This window comes from Solidesulfovibrio alcoholivorans DSM 5433 (assembly GCF_000702665.1).
In the GTDB taxonomy this organism is placed as follows: domain Bacteria; phylum Desulfobacterota; class Desulfovibrionia; order Desulfovibrionales; family Desulfovibrionaceae; genus Solidesulfovibrio; species Solidesulfovibrio alcoholivorans.
This window is the reverse complement of record NZ_JNJA01000006.1, coordinates 177,017-196,191: the sequence shown is the minus strand read 5'-3', so window position 1 is coordinate 196,191 and position 19,175 is coordinate 177,017. Positions and strand designations below refer to the sequence as shown.

19 protein-coding genes are annotated in these 19,175 nt (G+C 67.5%); 12 read left to right on the top strand and 7 right to left on the bottom strand.

Annotated elements, in window-relative coordinates; all coding sequences use genetic code 11:
• Position 1: 1 nt before the first annotated feature.
• Both lipB and Q368_RS0113035 read right to left on the bottom strand, forming a co-directional pair.
• Positions 2 to 643, bottom strand: coding sequence for a lipoyl(octanoyl) transferase LipB (gene lipB, locus Q368_RS0113040; RefSeq protein ID WP_029459507.1), 642 nt, complete (start codon positions 641 to 643; stop codon positions 2 to 4).
• Complete coding sequence (locus tag Q368_RS0113035; protein WP_029459506.1) at positions 633 to 1,562, bottom strand: DHH family phosphoesterase; 930 nt, start codon at positions 1,560 to 1,562, stop codon at positions 633 to 635. Before Q368_RS0113035 ends, lipB begins: the two co-directional genes overlap by 11 nt.
• Before the next feature lie 179 nt (positions 1,563 to 1,741).
• Here Q368_RS0113035 and Q368_RS0113030 point away from each other — a divergent pair, with 179 nt between their 5' ends.
• Positions 1,742 to 2,956, top strand: a complete 1,215-nt coding sequence (locus Q368_RS0113030) for a hypothetical protein (protein WP_029459505.1) — start codon at positions 1,742 to 1,744, stop codon at positions 2,954 to 2,956.
• A 9-nt stretch (positions 2,957 to 2,965) separates the two neighbouring features.
• Here Q368_RS0113030 and corA read toward each other — a convergent pair whose 3' ends face one another.
• Both corA and Q368_RS0113020 read right to left on the bottom strand, forming a co-directional pair.
• Positions 2,966 to 4,003: a magnesium/cobalt transporter CorA gene (gene corA / locus Q368_RS0113025; RefSeq protein ID WP_245611341.1), complete on the bottom strand. Its 1,038-nt coding sequence runs from the start codon at positions 4,001 to 4,003 to the stop codon at positions 2,966 to 2,968.
• Between the two features lie 198 nt (positions 4,004 to 4,201).
• The gene (locus Q368_RS0113020) at positions 4,202 to 5,083 is read right to left on the bottom strand and encodes a LysR family transcriptional regulator (RefSeq protein WP_029459503.1); all 882 of its coding nucleotides are present in this window, start codon (positions 5,081 to 5,083) and stop codon (positions 4,202 to 4,204) included.
• 94 nt (positions 5,084 to 5,177) lie between these two features.
• On the opposite strand from Q368_RS0113020, the gene Q368_RS0113015 reads away from it, so the two are divergent.
• The 3 genes from Q368_RS0113015 (at position 5,178) to Q368_RS0113005 (ending at position 7,450) form a co-directional block, all read left to right on the top strand.
• Positions 5,178 to 5,582, top strand: coding sequence for a CidA/LrgA family protein (locus Q368_RS0113015; protein ID WP_029459502.1), 405 nt, complete (start codon positions 5,178 to 5,180; stop codon positions 5,580 to 5,582).
• Entirely contained in the window at positions 5,572 to 6,261 is a 690-nt protein-coding gene (locus tag Q368_RS0113010) for an LrgB family protein (RefSeq protein ID WP_029459501.1), read from the top strand. The genes Q368_RS0113015 and Q368_RS0113010 overlap by 11 nt, the downstream gene beginning before the upstream one ends.
• Before the next feature lie 97 nt (positions 6,262 to 6,358).
• The gene (locus Q368_RS0113005; RefSeq protein ID WP_029459500.1) at positions 6,359 to 7,450 is read left to right on the top strand and encodes an NADH:flavin oxidoreductase/NADH oxidase; all 1,092 of its coding nucleotides are present in this window, start codon (positions 6,359 to 6,361) and stop codon (positions 7,448 to 7,450) included.
• A gap of 110 nt (positions 7,451 to 7,560) precedes the next feature.
• Here Q368_RS0113005 and Q368_RS0113000 read toward each other — a convergent pair whose 3' ends face one another.
• Positions 7,561 to 8,262 carry a class I SAM-dependent methyltransferase gene (locus Q368_RS0113000; RefSeq protein WP_029459499.1) on the bottom strand — a complete coding sequence of 234 codons (702 nt, stop codon included), beginning with the start codon at positions 8,260 to 8,262 and terminating at the stop codon, positions 7,561 to 7,563.
• 196 nt (positions 8,263 to 8,458) lie between these two features.
• On the opposite strand from Q368_RS0113000, the gene Q368_RS0112995 reads away from it, so the two are divergent.
• From Q368_RS0112995 to thpR, 3 genes are read left to right on the top strand one after another with little or no spacing between them, the layout of a single operon-like run.
• Positions 8,459 to 9,916, top strand: a complete 1,458-nt coding sequence (locus tag Q368_RS0112995; protein WP_029459498.1) for an MBOAT family O-acyltransferase — start codon at positions 8,459 to 8,461, stop codon at positions 9,914 to 9,916.
• A 9-nt stretch (positions 9,917 to 9,925) separates the two neighbouring features.
• Positions 9,926 to 11,101: an alginate O-acetyltransferase AlgX-related protein gene (locus tag Q368_RS0112990; protein WP_029459497.1), complete on the top strand. Its 1,176-nt coding sequence runs from the start codon at positions 9,926 to 9,928 to the stop codon at positions 11,099 to 11,101.
• Between the two features lie 26 nt (positions 11,102 to 11,127).
• Complete coding sequence (gene thpR / locus Q368_RS0112985; RefSeq protein WP_029459496.1) at positions 11,128 to 11,712, top strand: RNA 2',3'-cyclic phosphodiesterase; 585 nt, start codon at positions 11,128 to 11,130, stop codon at positions 11,710 to 11,712.
• A gap of 153 nt (positions 11,713 to 11,865) precedes the next feature.
• On the opposite strand, the gene Q368_RS0112980 is transcribed toward thpR, so the two are convergent.
• Positions 11,866 to 12,363: a hypothetical protein gene (locus tag Q368_RS0112980; protein WP_029459495.1), complete on the bottom strand. Its 498-nt coding sequence runs from the start codon at positions 12,361 to 12,363 to the stop codon at positions 11,866 to 11,868.
• A 321-nt stretch (positions 12,364 to 12,684) separates the two neighbouring features.
• On the opposite strand from Q368_RS0112980, the gene Q368_RS0112975 reads away from it, so the two are divergent.
• From Q368_RS0112975 to Q368_RS0112955, 5 genes are all read left to right on the top strand, one after another.
• Complete coding sequence (locus Q368_RS0112975; RefSeq protein WP_029459494.1) at positions 12,685 to 13,134, top strand: universal stress protein; 450 nt, start codon at positions 12,685 to 12,687, stop codon at positions 13,132 to 13,134.
• Positions 13,135 to 13,166: 32 nt separating this feature from the next.
• Positions 13,167 to 14,282 (top strand): histidinol-phosphate transaminase, encoded by a 1,116-nt coding sequence (gene hisC / locus Q368_RS0112970; protein WP_029459493.1) that lies wholly within the window; start codon positions 13,167 to 13,169, stop codon positions 14,280 to 14,282.
• Positions 14,272 to 14,940 (top strand): (d)CMP kinase, encoded by a 669-nt coding sequence (gene cmk, locus Q368_RS0112965; RefSeq protein ID WP_029459492.1) that lies wholly within the window; start codon positions 14,272 to 14,274, stop codon positions 14,938 to 14,940. The genes hisC and cmk overlap by 11 nt, the downstream gene beginning before the upstream one ends.
• A gap of 248 nt (positions 14,941 to 15,188) precedes the next feature.
• The gene (locus Q368_RS26630) at positions 15,189 to 15,365 is read left to right on the top strand and encodes a hypothetical protein (RefSeq protein WP_169740597.1); all 177 of its coding nucleotides are present in this window, start codon (positions 15,189 to 15,191) and stop codon (positions 15,363 to 15,365) included.
• Between the two features lie 89 nt (positions 15,366 to 15,454).
• Positions 15,455 to 16,741, top strand: a complete 1,287-nt coding sequence (locus Q368_RS0112955) for a DUF362 domain-containing protein (protein ID WP_029459491.1) — start codon at positions 15,455 to 15,457, stop codon at positions 16,739 to 16,741.
• A gap of 180 nt (positions 16,742 to 16,921) precedes the next feature.
• On the opposite strand, the gene Q368_RS0112950 is transcribed toward Q368_RS0112955, so the two are convergent.
• Entirely contained in the window at positions 16,922 to 18,952 is a 2,031-nt protein-coding gene (locus tag Q368_RS0112950; RefSeq protein WP_029459490.1) for a methyl-accepting chemotaxis protein, read from the bottom strand.
• Positions 18,953 to 19,175 lie beyond the last annotated feature (223 nt).

Here is a 19,175-nt window from a genome sequence, read left to right as displayed (position 1 = left end):
GTTAGGGACGCTGCGCGAGGGCTTCCGTGACGCGTCCGGCCATGCGCGCCATGGCCGCGGCCATGTCCACGCGGCGGCCGGTTTCCGCGGCGGCCGAGGTCATGGCCACGCCGGCCAGGCCGCAGGGCACGATGGCGTTAAAAAGGCGCAGGTCGTTGTCCAGGTTGACGGCGATGCCGTGGGTGGCCACGCCGCGGGAGACGTGGATGCCGAGCGAGGCGATCTTGCGCTCCGCCACCCAGAGCCCCAAGGGATTGCTGCGGCAGGTCGCGGCCACGCCGTAGTCCGCAAGCAGTTCCCGCCCCAGTTCCAGCAGCCAGGCAACGAAGGCCCTGACGCCAAAGCCGAGGGCGCGAAGCCGCACGACCGGGTAGACCACGAGCTGGCCGGGATTGTGCGCGGTGGCCGCGCCGCCCCGGTCCGTCTGCACGACCGCGACGCCGGGCGGCGCGCACAGCACCGTGTTGACGGGCTTGTTGGCCCCGAGCGTGATGACCGGGTCGTGCTCAAGAATAAATACCGCGCCGCCGGACGTCCCGGCCTTGACCGCCGCGGCCGTGTCCTCCTGGAGCGCCAGGGCGTCGGCGTAGGCGACGCGACCGAGGATCCGCACCGCGGCCTTGGGCCCCGGCTCAGGCGTCATCGCCCAGGAGGCCGTCATTGAGCAGCGTCGTCACGTCGGCGATGACCCGTTCGGCCTGGTCTTCGGGTATCTGGCAGGTCCCGACGTTTCGGTGTCCGCCGCCGCCGTAGGAAAGCATGAGCAGGCCGATGTCCACGGGGTTGGAGCGGTCAAAAATGGATTTGCCGACGGTCAGCACCACGTTTTGCCTGGCCTTGCCCCAGATGACCTGCACGCTCACGTTGCACTCGGGGAACAGGGCGTAGGCCGTGAAGCGGTTGCCCGTATAGATTTCCTCCTGCTCGCGCAGGTCGATAAGCAACACCTTGCCGACGACCGTGGAGCGGGCGCGCAGCATGGCCGCGAACTGCTCCTCCTGGGCGAAATAGCGCGCGACGCGCTCGGCCACGTCCGGGTCGGCCAGGATCGCGTCCACGGATTCGTGGCGGCACAGATCGACCAGGCGCATCATGAGCTGGTAGTTGCTGATGCGGTAGTCGCGGTAACGCCCGAGTCCCGTGCGCGGGTCCATGATGAAGCTCAAAAGGATCCAGCCCTTGGGGTCGGCCACTTCCCCGGGCGTCAGGTCGCCGCTGTCGCAGCGGTCCACGTACGCGAGCATTTCGTCGAAACGGGCGGAAAACTTCTCATGTCCGCCGTAATATTCCCAGATGACGCGCGCGCAACTCGGGTAGTGCTTGGACGCGCCCTGAAATTCGATGTCGCCCAGGCGCTCGGCCTCGCTCGTGTGGTGGTCGAACCACAGGCCGCAGCCCGGGGCGTAGGGCACGTTGGCCAGGATGTCGTTCGCTTCGCATGCGACCTTGCCGTCCTGCACGTCCTTGGGGTGCACGAACACCCATTCGTCCATGACGCCGGCTTCCTTGAGCAGCACGGCGCAGATGAGCCCATCGAAATCCGAACGGGTGAGCAGCCGCATAGAGCCTCCTTGCAATCGCAAAAAACGCCGGCGACCGGCCCGGCGCATGCCCCGAAATGTAGCCCAGGCGCACCCGCGAGGCAACCGCCGGCCGCACGGGCCTGCGCGCGGCCGGTCCGAATATATTTTTCCTTTGCCAGCAGCCCGTTTTTCCTGTGAAATAACCCAAGGACCAGCCCATGAAGCACCGCTCACCCCCTTCGCGCGAGGCCACGCTCAGCCTGGACGCCTTTGCCGCGCTCATGGCCGACTCGGCCACCCTGCGCCGCCAGGCCGCCACCGCCATCCTCGCCGGCAAGCCCGTGCCGGCCGAAACCTCCGCCGCCCTGGCGCAAATCCGCGACATGGTGGACGAAGCCGTGGACCGCGACGGCATGGCCGTGTTGCCCGTGGACGAGGACCGCGTCCTGCGCCTGGACCTCTCCGAAGAGGCCGGGCAGCTCGAAAACGACGTGCTCTACCTGGAGGAAGGCCGGGAGGCGCTCATGAAGCACCTGGGCCGGCAGCGGCACGGCCTGCGCGACGCCGTGCGCCAGGGGTTGCGGGAGCTTGCCGTCCAGGGCATCGAAACGCTGCTGTGCCAGGCCGACGCGCTGCTGCGCGCCCCGGGCCAGCGCTTCGTCACCGCCGTGCAGCCGGTCTGGAACGCCGTGGGCCTGGGCCGCTTCGCCGCGGCGCGGGCCACGCGCACCGTGCTGTGGTCCGCCGCGCCGCTCTCCGGGCCGGGCATCGCCGACCTGCACGCCCTGCCCCGGCGCGCCTGCGTGCTGGCAGGCTCCCTCGGCCGCCAGATCGTGGACGCCACGGGCCGCGAAAGCGCCTCGCCCCTGTCCCTGGCCAAGGCCAGCCTGCTCGAGGGCATCAACGCCCGGCTGGCCATGCTGCTGGCCGACCCGGACTGGCGCGCCTTCGCCTACGTGGGCTCGGGCCTGCAATTTCGGCGCGGCGAAACCGTCCTCGCCCGCCAGGACAGCCGGGAAAGCATCGACGAAGACGCCTCGCTGGCCCTGCTCGAACACGTCCACGACATCGTGGACGCCGTCGATCCCGAACGCGAACACTTCCGCGTCGAGGACGACGGCTGCGACGTGGTCGTCACTCCGACGGCCAACGCCGAGGACGCGGGACAGGAATACGCCGCCAGGGAAGGCCTGCGCGCCCTGGAACAGGCGCTCGGAGCGGATTTCGCCAAGGGGCCGCACCTCGTGTGCTGCACCGGCCAGGAAGGGCTGGAACTGCTCGAAGCGCTCCTGGAAAAAACCCGCGACGTGCGCTGCCTGTTCGTCGGCGACCGCGAGGACCTCGGCCGCAAGGCCCGGGAACTGTGCCCCCACACCGCCCTGGCCGCGCACCCCGACATCGCCGCCGCCCTCTTCTCGGCCGCCGCGCCGTAAGACGCGCCCTCAATCGACCTTCGTGTTCTCGAGCCAGTGCTTGCGGTAGAAATAAACCGCCATGCCGAGCGTCGTCAGCCCCATGAAGCCGATCAGCGCGTAAAGGCCCCAGGTCTCGGACTTGAGCGGCAGGTTGTCGAAATTCATACCGAAAAAGCCGACCAGAAAATTGAGCGGCAGAAATATCGTGGCCACGAGGGTCAAGTACTGCCCCACCGCGTTCATGCGCAGCTCCGCCTTGGTCATGGACAACCCCACCATCTCCGAGAGCATCTCACGCAAGGTCTCCACCGCGTCGAGCACCTGGTACACGTCCTGGCGGATGTCGTTCCACAAAAACGCCACCCCCGGATCGGCCGCACCCGAATCGTCCACCAGATACCGTCCGAGCACCTCGCGCAACGGCCAAAGCGAGCGGTGCAGAAACAGCACCTCGCGCTTGAGCCGGTACGTCTCGGTGAGCGTCTCCGAGCCGCCGCCGGAGAGAATCGTCTGCTCGAGCTCCTCGATGTCCTCCGCCAGCCGGCCGAGCGTCAGAATGTACTCGTCCAGGATCGCCGCGACCAGGGCATGCGTCAGATGCTCGCGGCCGCGCCTGGCCAGCTTGCAGCCGCCCTTCTCCAGCTTCGACGCGAGCCCGTCCCAGATGTTGGCCTCGCGCTCCTGAAACGTCAGCACATAGCCGTCGGCGGCGACCAGACTCACCTGCTCGGCCAGCACCCGCTTGGCCGACTCGTTATAGCCAAGCTGCCGCAGCAACACGAAGAGCCCGGTATCGTACTCCTCGAGCACCGGCCGATGCCCCGTGGACAACACGTCCTCCACCAGCAACGGGTGCAGCGAAAACCGGTTGCCCACCGCCCGCACGAACGCCTCGTCGTGCACGCCCACCACGCGCACCCAGTTCACCTTCCCGGCCGCAAGCACCGGGTCGCCCGCGCCCAGCACGTCGTAGCGGCGCACCGTCACCGCCGTGGCGTCGTAGGAATACACCAGCACGTACGGGGCAAATCGCTGCGCCTCGGGAAACGCGGACTCCCCCGGCATGGTCTCCGTATTCCCCCGCGCCCGTCGCTTGAATCGCTCCAGCATGGTGGCTCCCCATTGGTGAAAGATAGCTTCGTCGCTTCCCTATAGCCGGGGGAGAGCGGCGCAGGCAACAAGGAAGGCGGTGATGGGGATGGAGGCATCTTCCTCTTTCCCCGCTCTTCTCCGTCTCCCTCTCCGCTTCCTCTTCCCCATGCCCTACCCCGGCAGCCGCTCCCGGGCCAGGGCCAGCCAGGCGCGCGCCGCGGGCGACAGGCGCGCGCCTTTGCGCCAGACCAGGGCGGCGCGCCAGCGCAGGTCCGTCTCGTCCACGAGGGCCACGTGCAATGGCGAAAGGTCGCGCCCTTCGGTCAGGATGCGCGGCAGGAGCGCCACGCCGAGTCCCGAGGCGACCAGGGCGATGATGAAATCCACCTGACTGCTGCGCGCCGCCGGCTCCGGCGCGAATCCCCGCGCGCGGCAGGCCGTCTCGATGCGGGCGTTGAGCGCGAAGCCCTGCTCGAAAAGGATCAGGGGCGTCTGTGCCAGTTCCGTGAGCCGAAGCGACGCGCGCCCGCCCAGGGGATGGTCGGCCCACAGCACGGCCATCATGGGGTCGTCGCACACCGGCTGCCAGGCGAAGGCGTCCGGCACCGGCAGAAGCGAGACCGCAAGCTCCACTTCGCCGGCGAGCACCGCTTCCTCCAGGCGCGCGCTGCCCTGCTCGAGCAGTTCGATCTCCACGCCCGGATGCCGTTGCCGGTACTGCGCGAAAAGCGGCGCGAAAAGGCGCGCGCTGCCGAAAATCGGCAACCCCAGCCGCAGCCGGCCCGAGACCATGCCACGCAAGTCCGCCAGTTCCGCGACCATGTGCTCGCCCTCGGCCAGCATGGCCACGGCCCGGGCGTAGACCAGCTCCCCGGCCCCGGTCAGGCGCACGCCCGTGGCCAGGCGCTCGAAAAGCGCCTCGCCGAGCTCCGCCTCCAGCTGCCCGATGGCCTTGCTCACCGTGGACTGGGTCGAAAAAAGCGTCCGCGCCGCGCGGGAAAAGCCTCCCTGACGCGCCACTTCCACGAATGCCCGAAGATGCCGTAGTTCCATGGGCATTCCAATACGGAATGGATTGGATTCCGACAATTCATTTTACAACTGACCAGGCTGTGCCTATTTCCAAATTCGTACAAGGAGTCGTCCCATGGATACGAAAATACACACCATCGGCGTTCGGTTGGCCGGCGTCGCCGCCTACGGGGCGCAGCTGGCGGCGCTGGTGGGGCTGTGGTGGCTGTGCCGGCTCGGCGTGCGGGCGCTCGGCCTGCCCGTGCCGGCCGGTGTGGTCGGCATGCTCGCGCTCATCGCGCTTTTGCTCTCCGGCGCGCTGCCGGCCCGCCTGGTCCGGCGCGGCGCGGGAAGCCTGCTCGACCATCTGCTGCTTTTTTTCGTCCCGGCCTGCATGACCCTGCTCGACCACAGGGAACTGCTCAGCGTCACCGGGCTCAAGCTCCTGGCCGTGATCGTCGTCGGCATCCTGACCGTCATGGCCGGCACGGCAATCATCGTGGAACTGCATTTCAGGGGGAGGATGCGCCATGTCCGTTGAACATCCGGCGGTTTTCTGGCTGACGGCCACGCTCGCCGCCTATGTCGTCTCGCGCATCGTGCACCACTTCGCACACTCGTTTCTCACCTCGCCGCTGCTGCTGACCTGCGTGCTGTGCCTGGCCCTGACCATGGGCCTGCACACGAGTTATAAGGAATATATGCGTGGCGGCCAGTGGCTGTTGTTGCTGCTCGGACCGGCCACCGTGGCCTTCGCCCTGCCCATCTACGAGCACCGGGCGCTCTTGCGCCGGCATTGGCCCACGCTCGCCGTCGGCGTCGCCTTCGGCTGCGCGCTGGCTTTCGGCGGCTCGTGGCTGCTCTCGGGACTGCTCGATCTGCCCCGGGACGTGCGCCTGTCCGTGCTGCCCCGGTCCTTCACCACGCCTTTCGCCATGGCCTTCGCCAAGGACGTGGGCGGCGCGCCGGACCTCGCGGCCGTGTGCGTCATCGCCACGGGCATCCTCGGCGCGTCGCTGGGCGGCATGCTGCTCAAGGTGCTGCCCCTGCGCTGCGCCCTGGCGCGCGGGGCCATGCTCGGCATGGGCGCGCACGGGGCGGGCGTGGCCCGGGCCCGGGAAATCGGCGATGAGGAAGGGGCCGTGGCCGGCCTCGTCATGATCCTCGCCGGCGTCACCTGCGCCCTGCTCGGGCCGGCCCTGGCCCTGCTCGAATCCTGATTTCCCTCCGCCGCCCGCGCAGCCGACGCCGCAATGTCGCTGTCGCGGGCGGCAAAAAAGGGGTATGCCTTCGCAAAATCGATAGAGGAGGCCCCCCATGAGCATGCTCTTCTCCCCCGTGGCCCTGGGGCCGCGCACGCTCGCCAACCGCGTCGTCGTCGCACCCATGTGCCAGTATTCGGCCGACGGCGGCCATCCCACCGCCTGGCACACCGTCCACCTCGGCAGCCTGGCCGTCTCCGGCGCGGGCGCGGTCGTCATCGAAGCCACGGCCGTGGAAGCCAAGGGACGCATCTCTCCCGAAGACCTGGGCCTGTGGTCCGACGCCCATACGACGTCCCTGGAACGCACCCTGGCGCAAGTGCGCGCCTGCGCCGCCACGCCCATCCTCGTCCAGCTCGCCCATGCCGGGCGCAAGGCGTCCACGGCCAAACCCTGGGAAGGCGGCGAACAGCTCTCGCCGGCCCAAGGCGGCTGGACCACCGAAGCCCCCTCGGCCCTCCCCTACGCCGCGGGCGAAACCCCGCCCCAGGCCCTTACCGCGGCCGGCCTCGACCGCATCGAACACGCCTTCGCCGCCGCCGCCAAGCGCGCCGACGCCCTGGAACTTGCCGGCGTCGAAGTCCACTGCGCCCACGGCTACCTGCTGCACCAGTTCCTCTCGCCGCTGTCCAACACCCGTGGCGACGACTGGGGCGGCAGCCTCGAAAACCGCCTGCGCTTTCCCCTTCGCGTCATCGGCGCCGTGCGCAAGGCCCTGCCCGAAAACCGCATCCTCGGCGTACGCATCTCAGCCACGGACTGGATTCCCGGCGGCTGGAACCTCGAGGACTGCGTCGTCTTCACCAGGCAGTTCAAGGCGCTGGGCGTGGACTACATCCACGTCTCCTCCGGCGGCCTCGCCCCCGAACAGCAAATTCCCGTCAAACCCGGCTACCAGGTGCCGCTCGCCGCACGCATCAAGGCCGAAACCGGCCTGCCCATCATCGCCGTGGGCCTCATCACCGAACCGGCCCAGGCCGAAACCATCCTCAGCACCGGCAAGGCCGACCTCGTGGCCCTGGCGCGCGGCATCCTCTATGATCCCCGCTGGCCCTGGCACGCCGCCGCCGCCCTCGGCGACCGGGTCAGTCCGCCCCGCCAGTACCTGCGCTGCGAACCGCATGCGCTGAAAGGGTTGTTTCGGTAGAGGGGGAATGCGAGGGAGAGGGAAGGGAAAGAAGAGGAAAGGAGGGGAGAGGCCTCTGGCGGCCAGGAGGGGATGCTCCCCTCCCGGACCTCCTCGAAAGGGGGAAGTATCTAGGTGTTGCGTGTGAAGAGCAGGGCGGTCTTGGTGCGCAGGGAGGCGTCGCCCGTGTCGAGGCGGCCGTCGGTGAGCCTGCGCATGCTCCACTCCGGGCCGAGCAGCCCGGCCAGGGCCTCGGCGACGAAAAAGCGCCCGTCCCGCACACAGTTGGGGTGGCGCGCGGCCAGGACGTCCGGGGGCACGGCAAGCGCCTCCAGCGCGTACACGGGGTGCAGGGTGAAAAACGCCTCGCGGCGGGCCCAGGCCTCCGCGGCCGCGGCCACGGCCGCAAGCCTGCCCTTGGCCACGACGCCCCGGCCGACGAAATCCACGAACAAGGCGAGGTCGAAGCGCTCGGGCGCGGGGGCGGCCAGGAAGTCCAGGGCCGTGAAGGCGACGTTCGAAACGCCGTGCACCCGGGCGAGCAGGTTGGCCGCGGCCGCGACCTCGGGGTCGCTGTCGCAGCCGAGCACCCGACACGCGCCGTTGCGCGCGGCCAGGAAGGCGAAATAGCCCAGGTTGCAGCCGAGATCGGCGACGGTCTTGCCGGCCACGTCCAGCCCGGCGACGTAGGCGTCGAGGCACTCGGGGCCGGGGCCGCGCCCCGGCGCGAGGAGCGTCCCGTCCGGGCCGTGCACGGGCCGCCAGACGCGGCCGGGGCCAAGCGCGGCAAGAGCGGCGCGCAAGGCGGCGGCATCAGGGGAAAATTCCGTCATGGCCCCTTGTACGCGTGCGACCCGGCAATGCAAGGGTGCGCCCGGGAGAGCGCCCCGCCCCGGGAGTTGTCAAAGGCCAAGTCCTTGGGTAAGAGCGATCACCCGCGCGAAAACGCGGGCGCGGCGGCCAGGCGGCCGGCAGGCCCCCGCCGCTCCCCGGCGCACGCCGAGAACCCCCTACCCACACAACCTCACCATGGTATTCAGCTCCGCATCCTTTTTATTCTATTTCCTGCCCGTCGTGCTGGCCCTGTATTTCAGCTGCGTCTCCTTCGGCCGGCTGCGCAACTGGATCCTGCTCGCGGCGAGCCTGTTCTTCTACGCCTGGGGCGAAGGCGAATACATCCTCATCATGGCCCTTTCCATCGTGGCCAACTACACGTTCGGCATCTGGGTCCACAAGGCCCACGAACGCAACGACGCCAAACGGCAAGTGGGCGTGGCCATCGCCTTCAACCTGCTGTTGCTCATCATCTTCAAGTACACCAACTTCCTGGTCGGCAACCTCAATATCCTGCTCGGCGAAGTCGGCCTGCCGACCATCCAGATCGGGCAGGTGCACCTGCCGATCGGCATTTCCTTTTTCACCTTCCACTGCATTTCCTACATCATGGACATCTACCGCCGCCAGACGCCGCCCCAGATGTCCCTGCCCAACACGGCGCTCTACATTTCGCTTTTCCCGCAGCTCGTCGCCGGCCCGATCATCCGCTACAAGGACATCGCCTCCCAGATCACCCACCGCACCGTGGGGATCGAGCGGTTCTCCAAGGGCATCAACCGCTTCGTCATCGGCCTTGGCAAGAAGGTGCTCATCGCCAACGTGGTGGGCCTGCCTGCGGACAAGATCTTCGCCATCCCGGCCGAGCACCTGACCACGCCCGTGGCCTGGTTCGGCATCGTCTGCTACACGCTGCAAATCTATTTCGACTTCTCCGGCTACTCGGACATGGCCATCGGCCTCGGGCACATGTTCGGGTTCAAGTTCATGGAGAACTTCAATTACCCTTACGTTTCCCGCTCCATCCAGGAATTCTGGCGGCGTTGGCACATCTCCCTGTCCACGTGGTTCCGCGACTACCTCTACATCCCCATGGGCGGCAACCGGGTCGGCAAGGCGCGGATGTACTTCAACCTGGTCACGGTCTTTTTCCTGTGCGGCATGTGGCACGGGGCCAGCTGGAACTTCATCATCTGGGGCATGTTCCACGGCCTGTTCTCGGTGCTGGAACGTTTTTCGCTGTTTCGGCGCCTGACCCAGGGGCCGCGCGTTTTCGCCCACCTCTACACGATGCTCGTGGTCATGGTGGCCTGGGTCTTCTTCCGGGCCGAGTCGCTGCCCGTGGCGCTCCACTACATCCAGGCCATGGCCGGCTTCGCCCGGGGCTCGGGCGTGGAGTGGCATTTGGGCCTCTTCCTCAATCCCAAGGTGGCCATCGTCCTGGCCGTGGCCGTGATCGGCTCCACGCCGATCCTGCCCTGGTTCAAGGAGATGCGGGAACGGCTGCTCGCGCCCCGGCGGTTCGGGCCGGTGGCGCTCGACGACGGCGTGGAAGCCATGGTCAGCCTGGTGGTCATGCCGGCGGTGTTCATCCTGTGCGCCATGTCCCTGGCCAGCGGCACGCACAACCCCTTTATTTACTTTCAGTTCTAGGGCGTATCCATGGTTTCGGCCTCCACCCCCGCGCGCAAGCTGGTGTACCTCGCCGGCATCCTGCTCTTTTTGTGCCTGATCTGCCTGCCTCTGGCCGATCACTACCTCCCGATCGCGCCGGACGTGTACCTCATGGAGAACGACCCGACCACGCTGCCGGACTTTTCCATCGCCCACCTGTTCAAATCCTTCAATGTGCTCCAGCGCGGCTATCTGGAGAAGACGTTCGGCTTCCGCAAACTGCTCGTGCGCATGGAAAACATCCTGGACATCTTCTGGCTGCAGGCCGTCAACCAGTACCAGACCGTGATCAAGGGCAAGGAGGACTGGCTGTTTCTGTCCCAGGAGAACAACGACCTCAACGTCATCCAGGACTACCGTTCGGTGCGGCTGTTCACTCAGGCGCAGCTCGAACGCTGGGTGAACGTCTACCGCGGGCGCGACGAATGGCTGGCCAACCGGGGCATCCGCTACCTGATCGTGGTCGCGCCCAACAAGCATACCGTCTACCCGGAATACCTGCCGCCGCAGTTCAACAAGGTCAGCCCCGTAAGCCGCACCGACCAGCTCGTTTCCGCCCTGGAAACCGCCGGCGTGCCCGTGCTCGACCTGCGCGCCACCATGGACAAGGTCAAACGGCAGGCCCTGGCCTATTACCGCACCGACACCCACTGGACCACGTTCGGGGCCTTCGCCGGCTACGTGCAGATCATGAAGCGCCTGGGCCAGTGGTTCCCCCAGTTCGAGCCGGAGATCCGGGGCGATTTCGACATCGCCATCACCCCGAACTTAAACGGCGGCCTGGCCAGCATGCTGGCGCTTGGCGACGACTTCCCGGAAAGCCGCGTGACCTTCACGCCCCGTTTCCAGCGCAAGGCCGTGGAGACCGCCGCCCCCCATCCCATCCCGCCCTATTTCCAGCCCACCGTGGTCATGGACACCCATGACGCCTCGCGCCCCAATGTCGTGGTTTTCCGGGATTCCTTCGCCCATGAGCTGATTCCCTTCCTGTCCGAGCACTTCAACAAAACCACCTACCTCTGGCCCTATCCCTCGACTACGCGCGAGATGCGCTTTTTCGACAAGCAACTGATCGAAAAGGAAAAGCCTGCCCTGGTCATCGACGAATTCGTGGAACGCTACTTCACGGAGTTCCCGGCCAAGACGACGCCCGCACAGCAGTAGCCGCCCGCGGGCAAAGGGGATGCGCCATGTCCGCGACGACCGTGCGCGCCTTTGTCGGCATCGCCCTGCCCGAGGCCTGCCGCGCCCTGGCCGCGCGCCTGGGCAAGGGCGTCGCCGCCCTGTCCCGGGGGCCGGCGAGCCCCGTACGGGAAGCGACCGTCCATCTGACGCTCAAATTCCTAGGCGACGTCCCGACAGCGGGCCCCGACGGCATCGACGCCGTGGCCGCGGCCCTCGGCGCGGTCGTGTTTGCGCCCTTTGCCCTGCGCTTCGGCGGCGGCGGATTTTTCCCGGACATGGTTCGGCCGCGCGTCGTCTGGGCCGGGCTCGCCGCGGGCGCGCCCGAGTGCCAGGCCCTGGCCGCGCGGGTGGACGCCGCGCTCGCGCCGTGCGGCATCGCCCCGGAAGCCCGTCCCTACCGGCCCCACCTGACCCTGGCGCGCCTGCGCGAGCCCGGGCGCGGCGGCGACTGGCCCGGTGCGCTTACGCTCCTCACGGACGCCGTCTGGCCGGAAACGCCGGTGGCGGCAATGACGCTGTGGCGCTCGCTCCTGTCCCCTGCCGGGGCGCGCCACGAGGTCATGGCCACGTTCGCGGCGTCCACGGGATAGTCCGGCTCCAGGGGGGAGCGGCACGGCCGGTCCCGGCCAAACAAAAACGCCGCTTCCCGCAGGAAACGGCGTTCGAAAAATGCCTTTTTCCGGTTCCCCCGGCCATCCCGGCTCCCTGTGCGCGGGACGGCTGGGGCACCTGGGCCGGGTCGGCTAGAGGTAGTCGCCCCGGTTGAACTTGATCTTCTCGGTTACGGTCATGACTTCCAGTTCGTTGACGAGGGAACCGAGTCCCGCGTTGGCGTCGCTCGGCAGGTCGTCCTTGAGCTGCTTGACGCCGGTTTCGATGTTTTCCAGGACACCGTAAGCCTGCTTGAGGGAATCTCCCCCGGAGCCCGAGGCGAGCGTGTCCGCGTAGTTTTCCCACTTGGCCAGCAGGGTGTCCATGCTGTTCATAACCGCCTGCTCTTCTTCGGTGAATGAACCGGTAGCCTCGACCTCGTCCGAGGCCTGTGCGCCGGAGACGTCCAGGGCGGCATAGCCGGCCAAGGGCGGCGCAGCCAGACCCGTCGTCTGGGCGGAACCACCGTCGCCGACCTTCTGGGCCAGAAGAGCGGCAAACGCATCCGACGCGTCCGGGGCGCCCGAGGTGCCCGCGGTCTTTTCCGCGGCCTGCTGCAGGGCGGTCAGTTGGTCGGTCTGGATTTTCATCGGCCTTCCCCCGCGTTGACGTTTCCCAATCGCTTGCAAGGAGCCTGCCAAACAGTAATATTTTCTAACATGCAGGCATTCCTAAGAAAATTTTTTACGCTGCCGGGAAATTTTTGCCCGCCCCGTTGCGTCGTCGCCCGGGGGCGCGACGCGGCGCCGCAAACCGCGGTGCGCCGCGCCGGATACCCATCCCATAGTGCAGGGAAAACGCCTTGTCTATCCGCACCCTCTTTGGCATCCTGGGGCAACCGGCCCGTTTTCCCTTTTCGACCGGTGCGATGGGAACTTAAGAGCAAACACATCGCAACAAGGAGCCGTTTTATGCCAGCGATCAAAAACATCCTGTGCGCCGTGGATTTTTCCGAGAGTTCCGCGATCGTGGCCGAATACGCCGCCACCGTGGCCCAGGCCACCGGCGCGGCCATCACCTGCGTCTACGTCGCCCCGTCCCTGGCCGAATACGTGGGCTTCAACGTGCCCCAGGCGGCGCTCGACACCTTCGTCGGCGACGTCGTGTCCTCCGCCGACACCAGCATGCACGATTTCCTGAGCGAGCATTTCAAGGGCCTCTCCGCCACCGGCCTGGTCGTGACCGGCTATCCCGCCGAGGAGATCCTCAAGGTCGCCGTGGACCGCAAGGCCGACATGATCGTCATGGGCACCCACGGCCGCACCGGCATCGACCGCATCATCTTCGGTTCCGTGGCCGAAAAGGTGGTCAAGACCGCCGCCTGCCCCGTGCTGACCATCAAACCCCGCGAAGCGGCCTAGCCACCCGAGCGGGTCCGAGGAGCGCCCCGTCCATGCAGTCAAGCGACCGTATCCGGGAGGACGTGCGGGAATTCACCCCGTATGCGCCCGGCCTTTCCATGGAAGAGATCAAGGAGCGGTACGGCCTGTCCCGTGTGGTCAAGCTGGCCAGCAACGAAAACCCCCTGGGGGCCTCGCCCCTGGTCAAGCGGGTGCTCGCGCGCAAGGCCGACATGGTCTTCCGCTACCCCCGCGCCGGCAACCCGGCCCTGACCGCCGCCCTGGCCGCCTTCCACGGCGTGCCGCAGGCCTGCGTCGTGGCCGGCAACGGCTCGGACGAGATCATCGACCTGCTCGTGCGCCTCACCTGCCGGCCCGGCCACGACAACGTGGTGGCGTTTTCGCCCTGCTTCTCCATCTACGTGCAGCAGACGAAGCTGTGCGGCGTGACCCTGCGCCAGCCGGCGCTCGGCCCGGACTTCGTCTTCGACCTGCCTGCCCTGGCCGCGGCCTGCGACGAAAACACCGCACTCGTGTTCCTCACCAACCCCGACAACCCCTCGGGCTACGCCGTGCCGGCCGAGCAGGTGATCGCCCTGGCGCGCTCGCTGCCGCCGCGCGCCCTGCTCGTGGTGGACGAGGCCTACGTCGATTTCGCCGAGCCCATGGAGGACTACTCCATGCTCGCGCGCTTCGGGCAGTGCGACAACATGGTGATTTTGCGCACGTTCTCCAAGCTCTACGGCCTCGCCGGGCTGCGCCTGGGCTTCGGGGTCATGCCCGAGTGGCTGGCCGACTACATGCTGCGCGTGCGCCTGCCCTTTAGCGTCAACCTCATGGCCGAGGCCGCGGGCCTGGCCGCCCTGGAAGACACCGCCTTCGTCGAGGCGAGCCTGGCCACGGTCCGCAAGGGCCGCGCCGCCCTGACCGCGAAGCTCACGGACCTCGGCTGCCGCGTCTATCCGTCCCAGGCCAACTTCCTCATGTTCAGGCCCCCCCTGGAGACGGACGCGGCCGGCGTGTTCGAGGCGCTGCTGCGGCGCGGGCTCATCGTGCGCGGCCTCAAGAGCTACGGTCTGCCGGAACTGCTGCGCGTGAGCATCGGCAACGACGAGGAAAACGACATGTTCACCGCCGCCCTCAAGGATATCCGCGAAAATGGCTTCTAGCGAGCGCCGCATCGTCACCATCGACGGCCCGGCCGGCGCGGGCAAGACGTCCGTCTCCCGCCGGGCCGCCGGCCGGCTGGGGCTGGCCTACCTGGACACCGGGGCCATGTTCCGCGCCCTGGCCCTGGCGCTCGGGCCGGGCGGGCACGCGCTGCCCGAAGGGGAAATCGCCGCGCGCCTCGCGGCCATGACCTTTTCGCTCGCCGGCAGCGGGGCCGAGACAACGCTGCTGGTCGACGGCGCGCCCCTGCCCGACGCCGCGCGCACCGAGGAAGTGGGCGGCTGGGCCTCCAACCTGGCCGTGCTGCCCGTGGTGCGCGAAATCCTGCGCCGGGCGCAGCAGGCCCTGGGCCAGTGCGCGGACCTGCTTGCCGAAGGCCGCGACATGGGCACGGTGGTCTTCCCCGAAGCCTCGCGCAAGTTCTTCCTCACGGCCTCGCCCGAAGTGCGCGCGAGCCGCCGCGAACGCCAGCTCACCGCCCTCGGCAAACCCGCCGACTACGCCGCCATCCTCGACGCCATCCGCCGCCGCGACGATCAGGACATCCATCGCGCCGCCTCGCCCCTGATCCCGGCTGACGACGCCCTGGTCATCGACACCTCGGAACTCAGCGAAGACATGGTGGTGGAGCGCATCGTCACCGCGGCCTCGGCCTGATTTCCGTTTTCTCCCGCCAGACGTTCCGGGCCGGCTCGTGCCGGTCCGGAACGTCGCGGTCGTCCAACCTGCCATTTTTGTCCCAAAACGGCACCTGCGGCAGCCAAAAAGCGACACATTCGTCGCGCCCCTGTTGCGTCCCGCGGCCAAGACTGCCCGCCGGGCCTCGTTTGTCACGCTTTGGCCCGGCCTTTGCTTTGCCTCAAGCGAGCACGCCGGCGCAGCCGGCACAACGGGAGTACCGCATCATGAAAAACCCCACCCTTGCCGCCTGCGCCATGCCGGCCCTGCCCCACGCCGTGTCCCTGGTCTACACCATCTACCGCCACGGCGCGCGCCTGTCCGAAGGCGAGGCCCTCGAACGCGCCCGCGACGTCGTACGACGCCTGGACCTGCCGCAAGGGTTGCCCGCCGCATCGCGCTAGGGGCTCGCCCCCTTCCCCTTGCGCCCGGGAGCCGGTATGCCGGAAGCGGCGTCGCACGACGCCGCCAACCGCAACCGCCCCGGACGCCCATGACCGCATACCGCCTGCACCTGCGCCGCGCCGGCTCCCTGGCCGCCGCGCGCCGCGCCCTCGAAGAGACCCTGCCCGCCTACGCCCACGTGTTTCCGGCGGACAAGGCCGCGCCCATCCTCGTCAAGCCCAACCTCAACGCCAACATGAACGCGCTGACCGGCAACACCACCGATCTGCGCCTGCTTTGCGCGTTGCTCGGCGTGCTGCGCGACGCGGGCTACGGCGACCTCACCGTGGGCGAAGGCACCAACTCGGGCTTTTACCGCAACAACATCGGCGTGATCGGCCGGCTGGCCGTGGACAGGGCCGCGGCACGCTTCGGCGTGCCCGTGGTGGACCTCAACCACGCCCCGGGCCGCGCCGTGCCCTTCGCAAACGGCGTCACCGCCCAGGTCGCGGCCCAGGCGCTCGACGCGGCCCTGGTCATCAACCTGCCCAAGCTCAAGACCCACTTCGAGGCCGGCATGTCCGTGTGCCTCAAAAACCTCATGGGCTGCCTCGTCGGCCAGGAGAACAAGAAAAAGACGCACCAGAGTCTGGCCGCCAACATCGTCAACCTGAACGCCGCGCTGCGACCCGGGCTGCACATCGTGGACGCCATGGTCGCCATGGAGGGCCTGGGCCCCACGCGCGGCACACCCGTGCGCTGCGACGCCCTCGTCTTCGGCGAAAATCCCTACCTGATCGACCTGGCTTGCGCGAAACTCGCCGGCTTTCCCGCCGACGCCGTGCGCCCCCTTGCGCAAGCGCGTCAGCGCGGTCTCGTGCCGCCGGACATGATCGCCTTCGTGGACTCCCTCGCCCTGCCGCTCCTCGCCGGCCGCCCCTTCGCGCCGCCCAAGGCCGGCCCCATCGCCACCTTCGTCCACAGCCCGAAACGCCAGAAATACTTCCTGGCCGTGCGCAACCTCGCGCTTTTCCGCTACCTCGCCGGCACGGACTGGTTCGGGGCGCTGCTTTTCAAGACGGGTCTGCGCCAGGACGTTTTCTGCCACGCAGAGATGCGCCTGGAAGGCCTGCGCCTCGACCGGGAAACCTGCAACACCTGCGGCGCCTGCCAGGGCCTCTGCCCCATGGGCCTCGATCCGGCCGCAGTCGCCGCCGCCGGCGGCCACGCGGACTGCATCGGCTGCCTCTACTGTTTCCTCGGCTGCCCGCGCGAGGCGATCACGTTTCACGGCGAGCAGGGCTTTCTGGCCGAACAGATCCGGCAATACGACACCCTGGTACGCGCGCTGTATGGACAAGAGAGGGGGGAGAAGGGGAGGGAAAGAGAAGAGTAAGGGGAAGAGGCCTCTGGCGGCCAGGAGGGGATGCTCCCCTCCTGGACCTCCCCGACGGGGGATTGGGAAGCGGGTGGAGGCGTGGTCGCCACCCTCCCCGCTCAGGGGGACCGGGGGGGATGATCCCCCCCGGCCGCAGAAGGCATCTTTCGCTTCGCGTCCTCTCGCTCGCCCCTGCGATCAACCGTTACGCAGCTTGACGATGATCTGGTCCATATCGCCGGACAGGTCGGCGAGCGCGTGCACGGCCTGGGCGGATTCGTGCATGCCGGAGCTGGTGGTTTCGACCACTTCGCTGACTTCGTTCATGGCCTTGCTGATCTGTTCGGCGGCGGCGGACTGTTGTTCGGCGGCGGCGGCGATGCCGGCCACTTCGCGGGCGCTGGCTTCGGCGAGGCCGAGGATTTCGCGCAGCACGTCGCCGGATTTGCCGGCGAGGCCCGTGGCTTCGGACACGGCGGCGGCGGCCTGGTCCACGTTGTGGATGTTTCCGGCCACGGACTGCTGGATGCTGACCACGGCCTGCCCGACTTCCTTGGTGGCGGTCATGGTTTTTTCGGCGAGTTTTCTGACTTCGTCGGCGACCACGGCGAAGCCGCGTCCGGCCTCGCCGGCACGGGCGGCCTCGATGGCGGCATTGAGGGCGAGCAGGTTGGTCTGGTCGGCGATATCGGAGATGACGGACATGACCCGCCCGATGGCCTGGGTCTGGTCGCCCAGGGCGGCCATGGCTTCCTTGAGATTGCCGGACACGGTATTGACCCGGTCGATGGAGCGCATGGACTCTTCGACCACGGCGGAGCCGGCCGAGGCTTTGGCCTTGGTGTCTTCGGCGGACTGGGCGGCTCGGGAGGCGTTTTTGGCCACGTCGAGGACGGTTGCGGTCATCTGGGCGATGGCTTCGACCACTTCGCGCAGGCGGTCGCGCTGGTGGTCGGCCCCGTCGCGCACGTGCTCGACCTGGGTTTCCAGCTCGCCCGAGGCGGCGATGATGCTTTCGATCACGAGCCCCAGGTTTTCGGCAGCCTCCAGCATGCCTTCGCGTTTGGCCGCCTCGGCCATGCCCTGGGCTTTTTCGGCTTCTGCGCGGGCGGCCTCGGCGCATTTGGCTTCCTCGTTGGCTTCCTGGCTCATGGCTTCGGCCTCGGCGATCTTGGTCTTAAGCCCTGTGACCATCTTGTCCAGGGCGCCGGCCAGCTCGCCCATTTCGCCGGAGAACCGGCCTTCGGGGCGCGCTTCGAGGTCGCCGCGCGACACCTTGCGGGCGAGGTCGATGATGCGCCTCAGCGGCGAGGTCATGCCCCGGGCGGTGAAAAAGCCCACCACGAGCACGACCAGGGCGACCAGGCTCGACGCCGCCAGGGCGGAGCAAAGGATGGTGCGTTCGGTGGCGGCGATGGCGCCGCGGTCGCTGCCGATGAAGAGCATGCCCGCGACGTTGCCGTCCGCGCCGATGATGGGCCAGTAGGCGGTGTTGTACTCGCGGCCGAGGATCTTATTGATATCGAGGAAGCGTGCGCGCTTTTGCAGCACGGTTTCGATGACCCTGGGGTTGTCCATGCGCGAGCCCACGACGCGCTTGCCTTCGCGTTCGATGGTCGTGGCCACGCGGGTGTCGCCGTAGAAGATGGTGCATTCGACGCCGAGCACCTTTTTCATCTCATCGACGAAATCGTTGCTGGAGGACAGGTTGATGCCGGCGGTGACGCTGCCGACGATCTTGCCGTCCTGGTAGACGGGAGCACCCGCGCGCAGGGAGAATTTGACGGCGGTGCCTTCTTCCATGCCGATGGAGGTCTGGCCGGCCAGGGCTTTTTGCACATTGACCTGTTTTTTCACCGAGTCCCCGGATTTGTCGGAATGGCTGCGCGCGACGACCACGCCTTCGGCGTCGGCGATGGTCACGAACTGGATTTTGAGGTCGCGTTGCGCCTGTTTGGCGACCTCCACCAGCTTGGCCTTGTCCTTGGCCACGATGGCCGCGGCCACGTCCGGGCGGCTGGCGAGCAGCGAGGTGGTACCTCTGACTTCCTGGCTGGTTTCCTTGAGCATGAAATCCACGGCATCGGCTTTGCTGTTGATTTCCTGCTGGCTCATTTGGTTGAGGCCCGCGGAGAGGTAATGATCGACGGTGACGGAGATGGCCATGGTGAGCAAAGCGACGGTAAAGAGCAGCAAAGCGATGATCTTGCCGGTGAACGTCAGTCGCATGAGGCCTCCCTATTCCCGCTTGGATGCCGGAAATCATTGTGAAAAAAAACACGAATTCCGATCAATTACAATTTGACAACAATATATCGAAAAACCCAAGTCATGCCTAGCGGCTCAAGCCCGGGGAATCGCGCTTTTCTGAAATTTTCAGGAAGAAAATGTTTTTTTTCACAATACCGCGGCATCCGAAAAAACATCACGAAAACATTGATACAGGCTGCTG